Origin of the sequence: Aquimarina mycalae (assembly GCF_029906345.1) — a bacterium.
GTDB lineage: Bacteria > Bacteroidota > Bacteroidia > Flavobacteriales > Flavobacteriaceae > Aquimarina.
In genome coordinates this window covers 102,352-122,888 of sequence record NZ_JARYGY010000005.1, presented here as the reverse complement: position 1 = coordinate 122,888, position 20,537 = coordinate 102,352, and the positions used below count along the sequence as shown (strand labels likewise).

At 32.5% G+C, this 20,537-nt stretch carries 18 protein-coding genes; 6 read left to right on the top strand and 12 right to left on the bottom strand.

Features of this window, described 5'->3' with window-relative positions; all coding sequences use genetic code 11:
- Nucleotides 1-253: 253 nt before the first annotated feature.
- The 3 genes from QBK95_RS12930 to QBK95_RS12920 form a co-directional block, all read right to left on the bottom strand.
- Nucleotides 254-574 (bottom strand): hypothetical protein, encoded by a 321-nt coding sequence (locus QBK95_RS12930; RefSeq protein ID WP_280934392.1) that lies wholly within the window; start codon nucleotides 572-574, stop codon nucleotides 254-256.
- Between the two features lie 236 nt (nucleotides 575-810).
- Nucleotides 811-4,128, bottom strand: a complete 3,318-nt coding sequence (locus QBK95_RS12925; RefSeq protein ID WP_280934390.1) for a reprolysin-like metallopeptidase — start codon at nucleotides 4,126-4,128, stop codon at nucleotides 811-813.
- A gap of 294 nt (nucleotides 4,129-4,422) precedes the next feature.
- Nucleotides 4,423-4,800 carry a LysM peptidoglycan-binding domain-containing protein gene (locus tag QBK95_RS12920; RefSeq protein WP_280934387.1) on the bottom strand — a complete coding sequence of 126 codons (378 nt, stop codon included), beginning with the start codon at nucleotides 4,798-4,800 and terminating at the stop codon, nucleotides 4,423-4,425.
- Between the two features lie 150 nt (nucleotides 4,801-4,950).
- Here QBK95_RS12920 and QBK95_RS12915 point away from each other — a divergent pair, with 150 nt between their 5' ends.
- From QBK95_RS12915 to QBK95_RS12905, 3 genes are read left to right on the top strand one after another with little or no spacing between them, the layout of a single operon-like run.
- Nucleotides 4,951-5,742 (top strand): tRNA pseudouridine synthase A, encoded by a 792-nt coding sequence (locus tag QBK95_RS12915; RefSeq protein ID WP_280934384.1) that lies wholly within the window; start codon nucleotides 4,951-4,953, stop codon nucleotides 5,740-5,742.
- A gap of 1 nt (nucleotide 5,743) precedes the next feature.
- Nucleotides 5,744-6,388, top strand: a complete 645-nt coding sequence (locus QBK95_RS12910) for an MOSC domain-containing protein (protein WP_280934382.1) — start codon at nucleotides 5,744-5,746, stop codon at nucleotides 6,386-6,388.
- A 24-nt stretch (nucleotides 6,389-6,412) separates the two neighbouring features.
- On the top strand, nucleotides 6,413-7,558 hold the full coding sequence (locus tag QBK95_RS12905) for a flavin-containing monooxygenase (protein WP_280934380.1): 1,146 nt from the start codon (nucleotides 6,413-6,415) through the stop codon (nucleotides 7,556-7,558).
- On the opposite strand, the gene recQ is transcribed toward QBK95_RS12905, so the two are convergent.
- The 8 genes from recQ to epsC form a co-directional block, all read right to left on the bottom strand.
- Nucleotides 7,555-9,672 (bottom strand): DNA helicase RecQ, encoded by a 2,118-nt coding sequence (gene recQ / locus QBK95_RS12900; protein ID WP_280934378.1) that lies wholly within the window; start codon nucleotides 9,670-9,672, stop codon nucleotides 7,555-7,557. The genes QBK95_RS12905 and recQ overlap by 4 nt on opposite strands.
- A 55-nt stretch (nucleotides 9,673-9,727) precedes the next feature.
- Entirely contained in the window at nucleotides 9,728-11,062 is a 1,335-nt protein-coding gene (locus tag QBK95_RS12895) for a cytochrome P450 (RefSeq protein ID WP_280934377.1), read from the bottom strand.
- A 100-nt stretch (nucleotides 11,063-11,162) separates the two neighbouring features.
- On the bottom strand, nucleotides 11,163-11,534 hold the full coding sequence (locus tag QBK95_RS12890) for a VOC family protein (RefSeq protein WP_280934375.1): 372 nt from the start codon (nucleotides 11,532-11,534) through the stop codon (nucleotides 11,163-11,165).
- 36 nt (nucleotides 11,535-11,570) lie between these two features.
- Nucleotides 11,571-12,131, bottom strand: coding sequence for a DUF1697 domain-containing protein (locus QBK95_RS12885; protein WP_280934373.1), 561 nt, complete (start codon nucleotides 12,129-12,131; stop codon nucleotides 11,571-11,573).
- 73 nt (nucleotides 12,132-12,204) lie between these two features.
- Complete coding sequence (locus tag QBK95_RS12880) at nucleotides 12,205-12,684, bottom strand: VOC family protein (protein ID WP_280934371.1); 480 nt, start codon at nucleotides 12,682-12,684, stop codon at nucleotides 12,205-12,207.
- Nucleotides 12,685-12,886: 202 nt separating this feature from the next.
- On the bottom strand, nucleotides 12,887-13,288 hold the full coding sequence (locus QBK95_RS12875) for a hypothetical protein (RefSeq protein WP_280934369.1): 402 nt from the start codon (nucleotides 13,286-13,288) through the stop codon (nucleotides 12,887-12,889).
- Nucleotides 13,289-13,414: 126 nt separating this feature from the next.
- Nucleotides 13,415-14,299 carry a cysteine synthase CysM gene (cysM, locus tag QBK95_RS12870; protein ID WP_280934367.1) on the bottom strand — a complete coding sequence of 295 codons (885 nt, stop codon included), beginning with the start codon at nucleotides 14,297-14,299 and terminating at the stop codon, nucleotides 13,415-13,417.
- Nucleotides 14,299-15,090 (bottom strand): serine O-acetyltransferase EpsC, encoded by a 792-nt coding sequence (gene epsC / locus QBK95_RS12865; RefSeq protein ID WP_280934365.1) that lies wholly within the window; start codon nucleotides 15,088-15,090, stop codon nucleotides 14,299-14,301. Before epsC ends, cysM begins: the two co-directional genes overlap by 1 nt.
- 190 nt (nucleotides 15,091-15,280) lie before the next feature.
- On the opposite strand from epsC, the gene QBK95_RS12860 reads away from it, so the two are divergent.
- The 3 genes from QBK95_RS12860 to QBK95_RS12850 all read left to right on the top strand — a co-directional run bounded on the left by QBK95_RS12860 (nucleotide 15,281) and on the right by QBK95_RS12850 (nucleotide 19,706).
- On the top strand, nucleotides 15,281-15,961 hold the full coding sequence (locus QBK95_RS12860; RefSeq protein WP_280934363.1) for a DUF2461 domain-containing protein: 681 nt from the start codon (nucleotides 15,281-15,283) through the stop codon (nucleotides 15,959-15,961).
- A 71-nt stretch (nucleotides 15,962-16,032) separates the two neighbouring features.
- Entirely contained in the window at nucleotides 16,033-17,022 is a 990-nt protein-coding gene (locus QBK95_RS12855; RefSeq protein WP_280934361.1) for a type I glyceraldehyde-3-phosphate dehydrogenase, read from the top strand.
- Nucleotides 17,023-17,225: 203 nt separating this feature from the next.
- Entirely contained in the window at nucleotides 17,226-19,706 is a 2,481-nt protein-coding gene (locus QBK95_RS12850) for a chondroitinase-B domain-containing protein (RefSeq protein ID WP_280934359.1), read from the top strand.
- A gap of 77 nt (nucleotides 19,707-19,783) precedes the next feature.
- On the opposite strand, the gene QBK95_RS12845 is transcribed toward QBK95_RS12850, so the two are convergent.
- Nucleotides 19,784-20,533 carry an SDR family NAD(P)-dependent oxidoreductase gene (locus QBK95_RS12845; RefSeq protein ID WP_280934357.1) on the bottom strand — a complete coding sequence of 250 codons (750 nt, stop codon included), beginning with the start codon at nucleotides 20,531-20,533 and terminating at the stop codon, nucleotides 19,784-19,786.
- Between the last annotated feature and the right edge of the window lie 4 nt (nucleotides 20,534-20,537).

Sequence of the window (20,537 nt, the reverse complement as noted above, 5' to 3'; positions counted from 1 at the left end):
TACTACAATTTACGGTTTTAACCGTTGTTTAATAGGTTAAAACCGTATTTTTAAACATGTTTTCGATGAAATACACATTATCTCCTTTGAAAATCAATGTATTACCTATATTGATGTATGTTTAGTACTAGTATATTTGAGCAAAAAGTACCGCTAAATTTATTCTTAACGGTATTCTAGTGTAACTATAACTTGATGAGAATAAGATTGTTTTGAAAATCTATACTTTCTGTTTAAGATCTCAATGAAAGAATTATTCTACGTTTTTAAGTGCTCTGTATTCATAGTAGATCATTTTTCCTTTAACCCATTCTATTAATTGCTTAGGTTTGTCTTTCTCTTTTATAAGTAGGACTCTGTTAAGTATCAGTGTTTTATCCTTAAAAGAATATCTTAATTTTATAGTAGTATCTGCAACCGCATAAAGAGGAGTTTCTTTAATAATTTTATACTTTTTACCATCATTCATTACTATCGAATCTTTGGATTCAAAAATAATATTGGTCTTAGATAAAACTTGCCCATAGCTTGATATAGCTATCATCATAAAGAAAGAGAATAAAATCGATTTCATATTTGTGTACTGATTTGTGGGGTATGTTTTACGGTAAAACCACAAAACTAAGCATTTTATTGAGTTTAACCAGTATTTTTTAACAAACACATTAATTATTATCGATTTTATTCAATTTATTTTAATCCTTTGTACAGTATGGATAGAAAAAGCCATCAAAATTAGAAACTTTGATGGCCTTAAGCTATGTGTAAACAGATAAAATAATCTCTTATCTGATGAATATAATCAATACTTTACTTTACAATAATCGAATGATTAGATAATTTTCCTGCTACGTCTAAAGAAAGGATATAAGATCCAGCCTGAACACCGTTAACATTAATTGATTTGTTTGTTACGTTTCCTTGCGAAACTCTTCTTCCTTGAAGGTCATACAATGTATACGCAGTTTTAGCATTAGGAGCAACAATATTAATCACGCCTTCAGAACCAACTGGGTTAGGAAAAGCACTTATTTGTAAAGATTTAGTAGTTGTAAAGCTTTCTACTTCAGGTCCTCTTGAAGATCCACCAACTGAGAATGTTGTAGATTCAGATCCTCCAAATGAACCACCAGAAGCTAATGTAGTACTACCAGCTGTAAGTGAATAAGATCCATTACCATAAGAACAGCAGATACCATCACCATAAGAATCATTAATAGTAAATGTATATGATCCAGCATCAAGACATTCTGTAACAGTCACTGTAGATCCATCAGGTTGAGAAGCATAAGTTCCTCCAGAAGCTACTACTTGATTACTACTGTTTACAATTTGCCAGCTTGTTTCTTCTGGATAATTATCTAACGTAATAGATAAAGTAACATCAGTACAAGAAGGAGGTGTTACAGTTCCTGTAGTTAAACTGATATCATCTACTGTCATATCACCAGCCCAAGAAGAACTTGTGATACCGTTAAACCTAAGCTGAACTCCAGCACCAGTTAATGAAGCTAAATCCACACTTGCAGATTGCCAAGAGTTTCCTTGGTTACCTGATTTAGACCATAAAGATGACCAAGTATTTCCATTGTCATTACTAGCTTCTAAGGTTAAAGTACCCATGCTATTTCCATACATATGGTATTGGAAAGTAAAAGTAGCTTGAGAAGTTCCCGTTAAATCAAAACAAGGAGAATTTAAGATTGCTCTTTTGTTAGGATATCCGTTTCCGTTACCAGATGCTTCTATATACATATAGTAAGATCCTTCTGTAGCACTAGATGGTCCAGTATTACGTGATGGAGTTCCATTAGCATCTCTTGTCCAGTTAATATCATCACCAGAAGCCTGAGACCAGCTACCTAATCCACTTTCGAAACCTTCACTATAAGGGAACGAAGAGATACCACCAGTACAACCTGTATTAGGTGTTCCAGCATCTGTGGTAACATTTACTGTATTACTGAAGCTTGATTCATTTCCTGCAGCATCTTTTGCTTTAACTCTAAAAGAGTATGCAGTATCAGGCGATAATCCAGTAGCAGTATATGAAGTACCTGCAACGGTTGCAATTACTGTATTTCCTCTATAAACATCATATCCTGTTACAGCGATATTATCCGTAGATGCATTCCAAGAAAGATCTGTAGCGGTAGTAGTAGTATTAGATGCAGCTAAGCTAGATGGAGTAGAAGGTGCTTGAGTATCTGGAGTAACAACACCAGAAATTTCAAAGTTAGTATTAGAGATATCAAAGAATACATTCCCTGAACCTTTTACCATAATTCTATTCTGATTTCCTTGTACATTTGGTACAGTAATATCCTGAGAACCATCATTTGGTACTCCCGTTGCTAAAGCAATTGAATATGTATCTCCGCCATCTGTTGATAGTAAGATGTCTACATTTGCTGCATTAATTCCATTTCCTGTAGTTCCAGCTACATCCCAAGTTACAGTTTCTGTAGCATTTGCAGACCAACTTACGTTAGTGTTAGGAACGTTTACTACAAATGGTCCTGCATTAGCAGTAACATTTACTCTCATATCGTCACTATTATTTCCTGCTCCTCCAGCTCTGTTATCTCTAACTGTAAGTCTGAAATTTAATGTTCTTGTAACATTAGGAACTGCTTCCCATTGCCAAGATGTAGCACCACTTTTAATAGTAGAAAGTCTTGGGAAATATCTTTTGTTTGATGTTGAAGGATTAAAAGATCTAAATGCAACACCAGAAGTAGCAGTTACGCTTGGATACGTACTTGAAGCATTGTTTTCATCTCTTTGCTCCCAGCAATATGTGAGTGCATCACCAGAATTACTATCTGATCCTTGACCTTCAAGAACAAAAGGAGTTCCTCTTGGTATCGTGTAGTCTGCTCCAGCATTTGCAGTTGGAATCGAGTTACCTGTATTGGTATTTGTTTGACAACTAGTAGTCTTTACATAATTAGTTACTTGTTGAATAGAGAAAAAGTGGAAATAAGGATCACTATTTTGTTGTACATCTGTTGCACCAGTGATTCCTGCATATCCCATAATCGTTGTACCACTACCTGGTTCGAAATGAGCATTTGTACCTTCATTTCTGAAAGAGAATGTATGATTTGCTCCAAACTGATGTCCAATTTCGTGAGCTACATAATCTACATCAAAAGCATCTCCTACAGGAGTACTTCTAGAAGTAAATGCGCTTCCTTTGCTACCATTTACACATACACAACCGATACAACCTGCATTTCCATTATCACCAGCTCTAGCGAATAAGTGTCCTATGTCGTAGTTAGCCTCTCCGATCACACTTGTAAGTGTAGATTGAAGTTGACTGTTAAAACTTCCAGTATATGGATCTGTATTAGCATTTGTATAAATAACATCATCAGTATTTCCTATAACTACCATAGTTACAGCAAAATCACTTTCGAAAATACCGTTAACACGAGTCATAGTTGTATTAATTGCTGCTAATGCTCCAGCTTTAGTTCCTCCATGAAACTGAGTATACTCTCCGTTTGTAGAAACCGCAATTCGATACGTTCTTAGCGTACTATCATCTGCATTTTTCGTGTTAGATGAGGCAGATTTACTCATATTAGGAGTATCTCCATCAACTAAACATTCAAATTTCTTAATAGTAGCGGATTTTTGATCTCTAGTGTAGATAGTATATGTTGCGCCATCCACAGAGATTGGTTCAATAAATACTGCTGCACCACCACCTAAACGCATACTTTGTAATCCTAAAGGAGATACACTAAATCGTACTCTTACTGTAGGATTGTCAATACTTTGTCCAGCATAAGACTTAATTCCAGGATATTTTGCAGCAAGCTCATTACTAAATACTGGTGCTTCAACTACTCTATATGATTCCATAGTACCATCTGCATTTGGTAATGGAATAATAACAGAAGAAACTGATGATTTACCTCTTAGAGGAGAATCTGCAAGCATCTTTTGAATGCTATTTACATCTAGGTTAAAAAGAGTTTTAGTAGGTAAGTCCGTTTTTGTTGATATAACATTTGAACTTTTAAGGTTTACATTGGTTCTCTCCCAAGGATTGTTTTGTGAGAAACCTAAGCTTATCATGAATAAGCCCATGATTAAAGATAATCGTGTTTTCATATTAATAATAAATTGAGTTAGCAGCGCCAAATGTAAAAATATTTTTATGATTTTTGTGAAATACTTAACAAAAAAATATTGTTTAGTTAATAATTATACTAGAGTTGCTAATAAAACAAGGGTTTTCATGTCAAATATTTAATTTCGGGATATAGATTCCCTGTTTAAATTATTATATTGACAATGTTAAATTATTGAAAGAATAATAAAAGAAGATGTGTTGTATATTGTAGGAAGTATAAAAAAAGACCGCTATGCAGCGGTCTTAGTTATAAAGTATATTAAAAATGTTTCTTATAGATTAGGGATAATCAATTCCTGATCTGGGTGAATCACATCAGGGTTTTTAAGTATATGAGTATTTGCCTCAAAAATTTGCTTGTATTTCATAGGGTCTTTAAAATAATGCTTAGCAATTTTACTTAGAGACTCTCCACTTTTTACAGTATGTCTGTGATACACTGAATTATCAGCTACATCAATATCTGCTATGATATCAGAAGGAGCTTCGCCACCAATTTCTTTTATCTTATCCCAGATTTGATTTTTTTCATATTGAGTATTTGCAGTTCCTTTTACTTTAAGAACTCCATTGTCTTCAGATACATCTCCATTTTGGATATTTAATTCCTGTCCCAGATCCAAAACGTCTTGATATTTTGCTTTAACCATAACTAAGTTGATTTTTAAATTATTAATTAGATTTACTCAAATATAATAATTTCTAGAGTTGGTTTTATATAATTTGATGATTAAAAAACATCTTATTATCGATGAAATACATAATTTATCTATATTGAACACGAATAAATAAAATCATATATGTTTCGAAAACGCTTCTATTACCTTATTCAACTTCAATATTTAGGTTTTAGGTATCATGGATGGCAAAAACAACCAAATGTAAATACGTTACAGCGTATGGTAGAGAGAACGATAAACTATGTTCTCGAGAATAAAAATTTTAAAGTGTTAGCAGCTGGAAGAACGGATGCAAAGGTTTCTGCAAATGAAGCTTATATAGAATTATTTATAGACCATAAACCTATAGAGTTAAAATCTTTTTTTGATTTATTTAATCAAAATTTACCTCAAGATATAAGAGCCATAAGTATCCAGGAAACAGATGAACAGTTTAATATTATACAACATCCCAAAATAAAAGAATATATTTATTTGTTTTCCTTCGGGAGTAAATTCCATCCATTTAGTGCTCCGTTTATGTATAATGTAATGGATGAACTAAACATTGATATAATGATGGTGGCAGCAAAATTATTTGAAGGCAAGCATAACTTTAGGTCTTATTGTCATCGTCCCAATGAAAATACAATTGTTACAGGAGAAATTATACAATGTGAGATCGTAAAAAATACCTTATATACTGCAAATTTTTTTCCAGAAGAAAGTTATCTTTTGCGTGTTAAAGGAGAAGGCTTTAAAAGAAATCAGATTCGTTTAATGATGGGAGTACTACTGGATGTAGGAAAAGGTAAAATAAACCTTGATTTTATCAAGCAAACATTGAATCCAGAAGCAGAAGAAATTATTCTGGAACATATTGTACCTGGTTCTGGGTTAATACTAAATACTGTTGAACTTAAAAAACAATAAAATGAAAGTTATATCTACTAATATAGGAATGCCGAAAACAATTTCCTGGAGGGGAAAAGATGTGAAAACAGGTATTTATAAATATCCAGTTGATAAACCAATTTTTTTGGATAGGGAAGATGTAGAAGGAGATCATGTGGTAGATAGGAAGGTTCATGGCGGTATTGATAAAGCTTGCTATCTATACTCAGCTAATCATTATCCATTTTGGAAAGAAAAATATCCTGATTTAGAATGGAACTATGGAATGTTTGGTGAAAATCTTACAGTAGAAGGATTTGATGAAAGAAACATTAAAATAGGAGCAATTTATAAGTTAGGCAGTGCTACTGTTCAAATTTCCAGACCCAGACAACCGTGTTATAAGTTAGGAATTAAATTTGGTACTCAAAAAATTCTAAAACAGTTTATAGATTCATTGTTTCCAGGTGTATATGTTAGAATATTACAACCAGGTGTAGTTAATACAAAAGATGAATTTACATTGATTGAGGATACTAATGATGGAGTATCTGTTTCTGAAATATATACACTAATATACCATTATGATAAAAGTAAGCACGCAGATATTTTATCTAAAGCTCTAAACAATAACTTAGTTTCTGATAGTGATAAAAAATACTTCAGGAAACACCAGATAGTATAGTTATTGAATATTTAATGGGTTCTTATGAATATAAAAAAGGTTGAAAATTTAATTGTAGGAGCGGGGCCAGCAGGTTTAGCTGTAGCTGGTCGTTTTAGAAAACAGAATATTCCTTTTGTAATTGTAGAGCAAACAGATAAAATAGTTTGGAGTTGGCATAACCATTATGACCGACTATTATTACATACTGTAAAAGAACTTTCTCATTTACCATATTTAGAATTTCCTGAAGACTATCCCAGATATGTTCCTAAAACTAAATTGGCAGACTATTATGAGAATTATGCAAAGCACTTCAACATTAAACCTGAGTTTAATGTTGAAGTAAGATCGGTAAGCAAGGAAAATAATCATTGGAATATAAATACCAATAAACAAACATACCAGGCTAAAAATGTTATCATAGCAACGGGAGTAAATAGAGTCCCTTTTTTACCAGTTTGGAAAAACCAGATTGATTTTAAAGGAAATATAATACATAGTCGCAGTTATAAAAATGTTTCGCCTTTTAAGGGAAAGAAAGTACTTATTATAGGGATGGGAAACACAGGAGCCGAATTGGCTCTAGATCTTAGCGAACATCTTGTTGAAGTTGCTGTTTCTGTACGAAGCGAGTTATTGATAGTTCCCAGAGATATTAACGGACGCCCAGTACAATTAACTGCTAAGAAACTAGAAAAATTACCTTTTGGATTAGGAAGATGGGTTGGTAAACAGGTGCGACGAGTTGTTATAGGAGATCTTATCAAGTATGGTGTTCAAGTTTCTAAGAAAGATCCCATTGACCACTTAAAACAAACAGGAAAGACTCCTGTGATAGATCTGGGAACCGTGAAACAAATTAAATTAGGGAACATTAAAATTGTCGATGATATTGAATCTTTTTATGAGTATGGTGTTCAGTTAAAAAACGGAACACGTTTAGAAATAGATACTATAATTCTTGCTACTGGATATCGTGCTAAGGTAGAACAGTTTATAAAAAATACAGATGGTTTACTAGATTCTTACGGTGTTCCTAAAAATGTAATAGGAACAGGAGCACATAGCGGATTGTTTTTTGTTGGGTTTGATAATTACAAACTTGGAGGAATCTTAGGAACCATTTTTACTGATTCCAAAACTATTGTAGATCAAATTTCTAAAAAGCACAAAACCAATTGTACTTAAGATTCAGCATCTAAAATAGTCAAAGCTAATTTTATCGTATTATAATCCATTGCCTGTTCGAAATGTTCAAAATAAGGTTTTAAAGTATCGGGATTATCTAACGTTTCTTTTGCTTCTTTTACAGAATTAATATCTTCTTTACTGATAAATTGTGTTAAGTCAATATCTTCACCATCATGATATAATTTCATTATATGTGAAAAAATAGTCGATTGAGCTAGTTTTCTTTCTTGAGCAATTTCTTCTATAGACAAACCCTGACTATATAGGTTCAAAGTCTCTTTGTGAGAGTTCCCTTTATTTTTATTAGGCTTTTTTTTCTTTTTACTCTTTTCCGAAGAGAAGTCAATAATGGTTTTTATAAACTGATATCCATAATTTTGCATTTTTAGTTTACCCACACCACTAATTTGCATAAACTCCTCATCACTCATTGGTCTGGATTTTTCCATTTCTTTTAGAGAAGCGTCGTTAAAAATTTGATATGCAGGAATACCAGCTTCTTTAGCTAGTTCTAATCGTAGTTCACGTAATTTCTCAAATAACGTATTCGGTTTGGCTTTAGCAAGTTGTTGAATAGCTATTTCTTTATTCTTTTCAAATTCGGCAAGGTTGGCAAGACTTACTTTTTCGCCTTCAAATAATACTTTTTTAGAAAGAGCAGTAAGTTTAAGTTTGTTATTTAAATGAAAAGCAATTTCAAGATACCCTTGATTAATGAGCTGAATAATATATTGTTGCCAATCTCTCCAGGAAATATCCTTAGCTATACCGTAAGTTTTTAAATCTTGATACCCTTTATCAAGAACTATCGCATTTTGTGCTCCTCTAAGAACATCAATAACGATACCTATAGGCTCTTCTTCTTTAATTCTCGTTACTGTAGAGAGTGCTTTTTGCGCAATGATGGTTCCATCAATAAAACTAGGAGGGTTTTTACATACATCACAATTACCACAATCCTCTTCAATTAATTCTCCAAAATAACTCAGCAATATTTTTCGTCTGCAACTTAACGAATCAGCATATTGCTTCATTCTATCCAACTTAGCCATTTGTACTTCTTGATTACCAGAAGTGGTTGCAAACTTTTGAAGTTGAACCACATCCGCATAACTATGAAAAAGTAAGGTAGAAGATGGAAGTCCATCACGACCAGCACGACCGATTTCCTGATAGTATCCTTCTATATTTTTTGGTAAATTATAATGAATTACCCAGCGAACATTTGATTTGTCTATCCCCATACCAAAGGCTATCGTGGCACAAACAATCTGTACCTGATCATTGATAAAACCTTCTTGTACTGCCGATCTTTTTAAGTGATCTATGCCTGCGTGATATGCTTCAGCTATAAATCCTTGACTCTGTAATTTTTCTGCAAGCATTTCTGTCGTTTTTCTACTTAAACAGTAAATGATTCCTGAGTCATTAGGTTTATCATTCAAAAAATCAGTGATTTGTTCGATCCTCTTATTTCCAGGTCGAACTTCTAGACTTAGATTTTTGCGATCAAAAGACGCTAAATGTTGTTTAGCATTTGGAATGTTTAATTGCTGACAGATATCTTGTCTTGTTGCCTTATCTGCTGTAGCGGTTAGTGCAATGATTGGTGTTTCAGGAAATTTATTTTTTAAATAACCAAGTTGTGTATAAGCTGGTCTAAAATCGTGTCCCCAGGCAGATATGCAATGTGCTTCATCGATTGCAATCAAACTAATCGTAATTTGTGAAAGTATGGTATCTAAAAAACTCAAACTCTCAGGAGCTACATAGAGTAATGTAATTTCTTTATCTAAGAGTTTTTGATAAATTTCTTGTTGTTCTTTATCATTCTGACTACTATTCACAAAAGCTGCTTGAACACCATTGGCTAATAACCCATCAACCTGATCTTTCATTAATGCTATTAATGGTGAAATTACTAATGTAATGCCAGAAAGTAGTAAAGCTGGTAATTGATAACAGATAGATTTACCACCACCAGTTGGCATTATTACCATGTTATCATTCCCTTCAAATATTGACGCAATGATCTCTTTTTGTAATGGTCGAAAGCTATCGTACCCAAAATATTCTTTTAGTGTACTTAAAATTTGTTCTTGTTCTGGCATAAATACAAAGAAAGGAAAAAAGGTTTCAAAAAATAAAGGATGTAATCATAGCTTATTAACTACTTTTTATTTTTTTCATCCTAACTGGTAAACCATCTTCTGGTATTTGCAGAGGAACAGGTTTTACAGGCATTTCATACCTAGGATCAACAGACCATTCATGTGATAGCAGTAGTTGACTTATTACATATTTTATCTGCATTTCTGCAAAGGCAAAACCGATACAATAATGAGCACCAGCTCCAAAAGGAGTATAGGTATATGGACATTTGGTGTGTTCGCTTCTTTCTTTAGAAAAACGTTCTGGATCGAAACTTTCTGGACAAGACCATACTTCGGGATTGTGATGATTTTGATCTATATCAACGGATACATGTGTATGTTCAGGAATACTATATCCTTTATAATCGAGATTTTTAGTAGAAACCCTACCAATAGATACTAATGGAGGAAAACGTCTTAAAGTTTCTTTAAGTGCTAATCCAAATTGTTCTAATTTTCTTAAATCCTTTACTTTAAAATTATCTCCATGTTCATGATAAAAATTGTGAGCTTCTGCTCTTAATTTATCTTGCCAATCTGGGTGCTTTGCCAGAAAATAACAAAAACTAGTCTGTGTACTAGCTGTAGTATCATGTGCTGCCATTAAAATAAAGATTAAATGATCAATGATTTGCTCATCATTTAGCGACTCTCCATCTTCATTCTTGGCATTTGTAAGAATACTAAAAAGATCTTTTCTAGGATTTTTTTTTCTTTCGGGTAATAGATTTGTAAAGAATGTTACGAGATATTTTCGCGCTTTTAATCCTTTGTTGTATGCAGTAAACGGAAGTTTAATAGGCAAGGCAGAACTGGCATTAACAATATCAGTAATGGCTTTATTAATTTGAGTAAACTGTTGATCTTTATTAATTCCAAAAAACACCTCTAGTGCAATTTCTAATGTAAATTCTTTTAATAAAGGAAACATTTTAGGGTTAGCATCATTCCAGGTTGAAATATGATTAGGAACAATATTCTTCATCATATCTAAATACCCTTCCATAGGTGTTTTTTTAAATGCTTCTGCAATGATAGAACGATGATGTTTATGTTTCTCGCCATCCATTAGCATCAAACCATTAGGAAATAAATCTTTTAGTATTAGATCCCATGCTTCTTTGCTATTAAAGTCTTTGTCATGTTGCACTAAGGTATAATGTACCGAATCTTTATCATGTAATGTGGAAACTTCTCTACCTAAGATTTTAACCTTAAAGATTTCACCATACTTTTTGATTTTTTTCTGTTTAAACTTATGGTAATTTCCAAAAAAAGCTAATAAATCTCCCCAAGGAAATAATGATGAAGTTTTTCCTGGTATTTCAGATAATTTGGGGTTTTTCATGAAAATAATATTGCAATTCGCTTCTTGTAGGTATTAAAACTAACAAAACAAATATGAATTATGATAGATCTTGATTAATATTTATAGACTATGTATTTTATTACACATGTTGGTCTAATAAGATAGTATTTCCATCGGGATCAGTAAGTACTACACTTCCTGGACCACTTGAATGTTCATCTGTCTCTTGTTCTAACTGTATTCCTTTATTTTTTAAGTGCTTTTGAATTTCTCTAACATCATCAAAATTCTCTAATTTTTTGGCATTAGCATCCCAACCAGGATTAAAGGTTAGGATATTGTTTTCAAACATTCCCTGAAAAAGCCCAACAATAGAACTTTCATTTTTCATAATTAGATAATTTTTTTCGATATCTCCAGCAAATACCTGAAATCCTAAGTCTTCATAAAATGCTTTCGAAATCTTGATGTCTTTAACGTTAAGACTTATTGAAAATGCTCCTAATTTCATGTTTTAATGTTTTTTATATGTTGTTGTTTTAATGAATCAAGTATTTATTTTTTTTAATATTCTTTCTATTGTATTCCAATTTCGTGTAGTGATATCTTTCCCGAAATGTTTATCTAATATTTCCATGGCTTTTGTAGTTTTAGAAATAGAGAGATCTAAAACACTTAGAATAGCTTTGTTTTTATGTGCTATTATTTGATATGAATTATCCGCACTTTTCCAAGGTAATTCTACTGCAAAGGTTTCCTCATTACGTAAAAAAGATACATAGCACTTTATATTTTTTGTTAATTCTATTTTACTAAATGGACTATCATGCGCTAATTCTAATATATCTTCCTGTTTTCTAACAATGATAGGAATATTAAAACCAAAGGATGTTGACAAATGTTTTGATATATATTCTTCAAGTGTAGAGGTGTTTTGATTTACATAGTTGAATATGACATTGCCCGAATTTAAAAGTGTAATTACACTTTTAAAACCGATATTGTGTAATTCCTTTTTTAGGTCAACCATTGGTACTTTATGATGACCACCTACATTGATACCCCTTAGAAATGCTACATATTTTTGTGCTACATTTTTATCTTCCATGTAAGTGTTTTATGATACCTTCATAAGTATTAAATTGTTTCTAAAATAAAAATACTATGTAAATAACAGTAAGTTATTTTTCAAATATTTGAATTCGATTTCCATCAGGATCCTTAATTAGAACCATTTTTTTTCCTGATAACTTGTCTGTAACTACTGTGCCTAAAAACTCTGTATTAAGTTTTTTTAAATGAATAATCCAATCATTAAAAGCTGAGACTTGCATCCCGAATTTAAAGAACCCAGATATTTTGGTTCCTTTAGGTTTATCTTTTAATATATTTTCTTGAGCAAGTACATTTTTTAGTTCAATCAGTTCAATCCAAACCTTTCCTGTTTTTAGATTAGCTTGTTTAAAACCTCTTTCAATATTTTCGGTCTTATTAATAATTTTAAACCCTAACGTATTAGAATACCAGGTAATTGAATTGTCTATATTGGTGGTAATAATTGCCGAAAAATTACCTTCTGGCTCTGGTAATTTAGATTCTTGAGAAAAAATCAAAAATGGCATTCCGATGCAAAAAATGCTTATTAAGAAGATAGTTTTCATAAGGAGTTTATAATCATACTTATTACTTGTACTACATAAATATAGCAAATGTAATTTCATAATTAACCGTTTGTGAATTCTTTATGATTAAAGCTGGTCGAGAATAAAGGATTATAAAGTTTTTGCTTATTAAGTGTCTTTTAATGTATTAAACCTATGTTCCTATGTAAGTTGGTTTCGGGGCTAACGTGATTAATTTATTTTAAAAGATGTTAGTGGTGTTATTTATTAGATAAACGATGATAAGGATAGAAGATAAGCACATAATTAATCCAGCCCATTTAAATTTTATAAACTTGTCTTGTACTTTTCCAATACTGTTAAGGCCAATTGAAGGAAATGTCAAATAAATGATCCCTTTTATTAGTTGTGATAATCCGTATAAGGTAACTAGGATCATTGGCCATGTCCATATAAAGTGAAAAGAAATTATGATGGATCCCATTCCTAAAGCAAGTAATGCATTAAAAATGTTTCCAACGTTTCCTTTTGAGTGTAAAAATTTAAAAAAGTCCACCCATATTTTGGGTTGTAAAAGATGAGATAATCCTATAGTAAATAAATTGATAGCTACGAAAATTTGAATTGATTGAATCGTGTTCATAGTTTATCTTTGATCTAGGATTAATAGGGTAGCAATGATAGATTCATACTTTTAAAAGTATTAAATATAGCTAAACCTTTTTATGTACTGATAATATGATTCTATTGTATTTAGAATATGTTATATCTAATCAAATAAATCCGAACTTAAATAACGATCACCACGATCACAAATGATAGCAACAAGAACACCACTATCTATAGTTTTGGCGAGCTTTAAGGCTGCTGTAACCGATCCACCGCTACTCATACCAGAAAACACACCTTCTTCTTTGGCAAGTCTTTTAGCCATTTCTGTAGCTTCAGCCTGACTTACTTCGATCACTTGATCTACTTTAGATGGATTAAATATTTTAGGAAGATATTCTTTTGGCCATTTTCTAATTCCAGGAATTCTCGATTCATCTGTTGGTTGTACTCCTACAATCTGAATATCCTTAGATTGTTCTTTTAAATAAGTAGATGTGCCCATGATTGTTCCTGTGGTTCCCATAGAAGAAACAAAATGCGTAATCTTACCTTTGGTATCTTTCCATATTTCTGGTCCCGTAGTTTTATAATGCGCTTTCCAATTGTCGTCGTTTGCAAACTGATTGAGCATTACATAGCCTTCTTTATCTACTTTTGCTTCTGCATAATCACGAGCTCCTTCAATACCAATATCTGCAGAAGTAAGCGTAACTTTTGCCCCATAAGCGCGCATCGTTTGAACGCGTTCTTTTGTAGAATTTTCTGGCATTACCAATTCTATATCTAACTTAAAAATTCCAGCGATCATTGCTAACGCAATACCAGTATTGCCGCTGGTTGCTTCAATAAGCTTTGATTTTTGATCAATATCACCACGATCCAAAGCAGATTTAATCATATTAAACGCTGCACGATCTTTTACACTACCTCCAGGATTATGTCCTTCTAGCTTAAGATATAATGTAATATTAGGATTATTTATTAGGGAAGTTGCCTTTACCAAAGGTGTGTTTCCGATGAGGTCTAAAATGCTATGAGACATTAAATAACTTTTTTAATCTTGATTTCTGAAGAGTTTGATATAATCGAGTTTTCTGGTACAGATGATGTAATCCAAGCATTTCCTCCAATAGTACTGTTTGCTCCAATAATTGTAGTACCACCTAATATTGTAGCGTTAGCATATATGGTTACATTATCTTCTACCGTTGGGTGTCGTTTTACATTACGTAGTTTTCGATCTACATATAAGCCTCCCAAAGTAACTCCTTGATATATTTTTACATTATTTTTTATCACTGCTGTTTCGCCAATTACAATTCCTGTAGCATGATCTATAAAGAAAGACTCACCGATTTCGGCACCTGGATTGATATCTGTACCTGTTAATCGATGGGAATACTCTGTCATTAATCGTGGAACAAGAGGTAAACCAAATTTTAATAGTTCATGACTTAACCTATAGATAGCGATAGCATAAAAACCTGGGTACGCCAGATAAACTTCTTCTATAGAATTTGCAGCAGGATCACTTTTCATAAAAGAATCTGCATCTTTATTTAGTTTTTGTAAAATCTTAGGTAATTTTTCTAAATAAGACTGCCAAATGGTGCTACAAGGTTTTTCGGTTTCCCAACAAGCAAGATCTACAAGTTCCTCAAAGGTCTGTTCCAGAATATTGACGTTTTTTTCTACTTCTGTATCAGAATCGAATAAAGTATAAAAAAGAAGATTGGTAAAATACTCAGTTCTTTCTTTTAGCTTTAGCTTAAGATTGGGATTTTTTTTCTGTTCTTCAATCTTAGCAATGATTTGATCTCTTTCTTTAGTCATAGTGCCTTTTTTGAAAAGTCTAGTAAATATATAGAATAAAGAAATAGAGAAGTCTTATTTGGATATAAATACTTACATTTTTTTGGTAATTATAACAAGTTGTACTCAAAATTCCGATATATACATAAAATTAAGTTAAACTTGGATAAGGGATTTAGAATTTAGTAATTTTAAAAATCAAAATTATTTTATGAGTATTATACCAAAATCTTCGTTTGAATTTCTAAAGGATTTAAAAAAAAATAATCATAGAGATTGGATGCAAGAGCAAAAGAAACGCTATCAAGCCAATGAAAAAGAATTAAAAGTTTTTTATGCTAAAATTGTAGAACGTTTGAATGAACATGACGAAATTGAGAAAACAAAAGTATTTAGAATTAATCGTGATGTTAGATTTAGTAAAGACAAAACACCTTATAATGTACACCGTAGTGTAAGTTTTAGTAGGGCAGGAGCTCATCGCCGAGGTGGTTACTATCTTCGTCTGGAACCAGGAAATTCATTAATGGCAGGAGGTTTTTTTAGTCCAGAGCCTAAAGATTTACTTCGCATTCGTAAAGAATTCGAAATGGATGATCAGGAGATTAGAGATATATTGGCAAATTCTGAATTTAAAAAAGCATTTGGAGGGTTTAATGCGGATTTTCAAGTAAAGACAGCACCTAAAGGGTTTAGTAAAGACCATCCTGCAATTGATTTGATTAAAAATAAATCATTTTTTGTAAGCCATGAGTTTACTGATAAAGAAGTGTTTGCTCCAGATTTTCTAGATACATTAGTATACCACTTTGAGTTATTACGCCCTTATTTTGATTATATGAGTGATGTACTAACAACGGATCTTAACGGTGTTTCATTGATCAATGATTGACGTAATTTTATTCATTTTTAACGACTACTTACAAACAATTTTAACCACATTTAACCTAACAAAAATTTGATATGAAGAGAATAGCAATTAACGGTTTCGGAAGAATAGGACGTGCATCACTAAAAGTAATTATGGAACATCCTGAATTACAGGTAGTAGCAGTGAACGATTTAATGTCAATAGAGAACGCTCAATATCTTTTAAAGTATGATAGTGTTTATGGCATTTATGATAAAGAGGTACGAATTCATGAAGATCATCTTCATGTTGGTGATCAGAAAATTTTATATTTTAATCAGCGTGATCCAGAACAATTACCTTGGAAAGAACACAACATTGATATTGTAATAGAAAGTACTGGCTTTTTTACAAATAGAGAAGATGCCGAAAAACATATTAAAGCAGGAGCAACGAATGTAGTGATTTCAGGACCTACAAAGAGTAAAGATACACCTACTGTAGTTCATGGAGTTAATACCGAAGATGGCAAAACGGCTATATTTTCTTGTGCTAGTTGTACCACTAATAATATTAGTCCAGTAGTGGAAATCTTAGGAAGAACAATTGGAATTAAAAAAGCCATTCTTAATACAATACACGCCTATACTGCTTCTCAGACGCTGGTGGATGCTCCGTCTAAAAAGAATCCAAGAATGGGTAGAGCAGGAGCTGTTAATTTGACACCAACATCTACTGGTGCAGCAATCGCTACAACAAAGGCCTTACCACAATACGAAGGAAAATTTGATGGAGTTGCGATTCGTACTCCAGTTCCTGTAGGTTCGGTGAGTGATGTTACTTTTATCGCTGAAAGAAATACAAGTGCAGAAGAAATCAATGAAATACTTGTCAAAGAAGCAAAAACAGATAGATATCTTAAAGTGTTAGATGTCACATATGAACCAATTGTATCTTCTGATATTCAAATGAATCCTTATGCATCAACAGTAGATGCATCGATGACCAGAGTAGTGGATGGAGATTTGGTCAAAATTATGATTTGGTATGATAATGAATGGGGTTTTACAAATCAGATGATTAGACAGATTCAAGAATTATAGTAGAAATAGTACGTTTTTAAAAAAGACCTTCTTAATTGAAGGTCTTTTTTTTTGATATATATAAAGAATTTTTTGTTCGTTTCATGTGAAAATAAATAATTTCAATACATTTTGTTTTTAATGTATAAGATTGATTATATTTGATTTATAAAATTGGTCAACCAATTTTATAAATCAAATATTCACACAAAAGCTACCACATTATGACAACCATTACTTATATAAAAAGTATACTCTCAGTACTCTTTGTTTTTTCAATTACCTGCTCTATACAGTCTCAAACTATTGTTACGGATTCAGGAGATTTACAGGATCTCGTAAATGCAGCTAATCCTGGAGAAACATTTATCGTTAAAAACGGCGACTATACTGATTTCGAAGCAAGTTTTAGTGCTATAGGAACAGAGGATAACCCAATAACTATTAAAGCTGAGAGTATTGGAGGCGTGACTTTAGCAGGAGATTCTCATTTTGTGTTTAAGAAATCTGCGCATATTATTATCGAAGGTTTTATTTTTGATTGTGATGGTGATAGTACTTTAATAAAACTTGAAGGTTCTAATAACATTAGAATAACAAGAAATGTATTTGAACTAAGAACTACAGCTTCTATTAAATGGGTTTTTATCGGTGGAATCTATAATGATTACACTTTTCAGCATACCAGTCATCATAATAGAATTGATCATAACATTTTTAAAAATAAAACTACACCAGGTCATTATATTACTATTGATGGAACAAGTAATGAGGACAGAAGTGATTCGCGCCAATCCCAATATGATAGAATAGATCATAACTACTTTATGAATAATTCTCCAAGAGCAGCAAATGAGCAAGAATCAATACGTGTTGGTTGGAGTCAAATGTCTATGTCTAGTGGTTTTACTACTATAGAGCATAATCTTTTCGAAGATTGTGATGGAGATCCAGAGATAGTTTCGATAAAATCTTCTGATAATATAATCCGTCATAATACTTTTAAGAGAAGCTATGGTACATTATCATTGAGGCATGGTAACCGAAATAGAGTAGAAGGAAATTACTTTTTTGGAGATGGTAAGGCCAATGGAACCTTTGGAACTTCTACCATTCATACAGGAGGAATTAGAATTTATGGAACAGATCATGTTATTGTCAATAATTATATGGAAGGGCTTAAAGGAACAATTTGGGATGCTCCAATTGCTTTAACCCAAGGAGACGCTATAGATGGTAGTAGCACTAATCTAACGAAGCATTTTAGAGCAGAACGTGTCACAATTGCCTATAATACGTTAGTTAACAATACATATGGAATTGAAATTGGGTATGATAAAAATGGTGATTATAATAAAAAACTAGAGGATATTATCATTGCAAACAATGTGATAACAGGCTCTGAAAATAATTTGGTACATTATATTGATGGAAATGACCAAAATGGAGAAATTACCTGGATTAATAATATACTATATCCAACAGGATCAGCTTCATTAGTAAATGGAGGTCCTGACTTTTCTGATACAGAAATAACGAATACAAACCCAAACCTCAGTTTTGACGGAGTGATCTGGGAATCTACAGATGCTTCTCCGATACTTGCAAGTGGTATTCCTTCATTAGGTATTAATCAGGATATAGAGGGGCAATCAAGACCAGAAAACAGTACTGTAGGTGCTGATCATTTTAGTATGGAGACTGCAAGATTTAATCCTCTAACACCTAATGATGTTGGGCCAAATGCATATGAAGATGGAGATACTCCTGTGGATAACTTATTTGTGTCTTCTATTTCTGATTTTGAATCAGTATCTGGTAGTCAGGTAGTTACTGTTACATCAAATACAAATTGGACAGCAAGTGATGATAGTGATTGGGTGTCTGTAACACCCTTAAATGGAACAAATAACGGTTCAATAGAAATCATTGTTCAGGAAAACTTCTCTCTTGAGCAGCGAACTGGCATTGTAACTATAATTGCCAGTTCCATAAATAGAACTATTTCGGTTCTTCAGAAAGGAGCAGATGCTCCTAATGGATCCGAAGAATTAACAATTATTGAGGTATTGGCAAGTTCTGAACAACAGCCAGATAATACAAAGGATAAAACTCTGGATAAAGATTTTGATACGAGATGGTCTGCAGAAGGAGTAGGAGAAAATATTACTTATAATCTAGGTGGATCATATGATATAAGTTTAGTAAAAATAGCGGTTCACAAAGGTACAGATAGATTTACATACTTCGATATTGCCACTTCTTTAGATGGAACTAATTTCACAACAATTTTAGCGAATCAATCAAGCAGCGGAACTTCGAATGGATTAGAAAATTACCTGCTTAATTCGCAAGCGCAATATGTAAGAATTATTGGAGGCGGAAATTCTGCAAGCGCTTGGAATAGTATTACAGAGGTAGAGATATATGGTATTAATTCATTATTGTCTATTGAAGAAAATGAATTATCTGCATTTCGTATGCATCCCATACCAGCTTCGGATAATTTAAAAGTTAATAATTTGAAAGAAAACTTCACTAAAGTTTCAATATTTAACCTAACAGGAAGTAAAGTACTCAGTCAAGTCATACAGAATGAAGAGGATATAATATTGGATGTTTCAGGTTTGAATTCTGGATTATATATACTTCAATTTTCTAATGATAAAAGAGTAGTTTCCAAAAAAATAATTATCTCGCGATAGATTCTATTTTATCTATAAAAAGAAAAGGGTTGACATATTTTCTGTCAACCCTTTTTTTAATAATTGCTTAAGGACTTTTAGATTTGACTCAATCCTCCATCAACTTCTAATTCTATTCCGTTGATATAAGAAGCGTCATCTGAAGCTAAGAATAATGCAGATTTTGCAATTTCTTCAGAAGTACCAAAACGACCAAGAGGTACTTTTTGTGCAAATCCTTTTCCCATTTCCTCGACTACGTCTTCAGGTAAACCCATTTTACCATATATAGGCGTATCAATTGGTCCTGGAGCAATTGCATTTACGCGTATACCTCTAGACTTAACTTCAGAAGTGAGTACTTTTTGGTAAGCACGTAAAGCTCCTTTGGAAGCAGAGTAGATACCTAATCCATCAAATCCTTTTTGATGAACAATAGAATTGGTGAAAAGAATCGTTCCACCATCATTGATATGAGGTAAAGCTTCTTTAGTTGCCAGTACAGGTCCTTTTACGTTGATATTAAATACCGCATCATAATGCTCTTCTGTAATTTCATTAGTAGGAGTAGGAGTAGCTACACCAGCATTTAAGAACAGAATATCTATATTCCCATATTTGTCGGTAGCTTCCTTTATTAAACGTTTATTGTCTTCGGGAATGGCAACATCCGCTTTAACAGTAATAAAATCACCTTCGAGTTCCTTAGCAACCTCATCTAATGCTTCTTGTCTTCTACCAGAAACAACCACTTTAGCACCTTCTTTGAGGTATAATTTTGCTGTTGCTAATCCAATTCCGCTATTAGCTCCTGTAATAACAGCTACTTTGTTTTTTAATATATTCATTTTT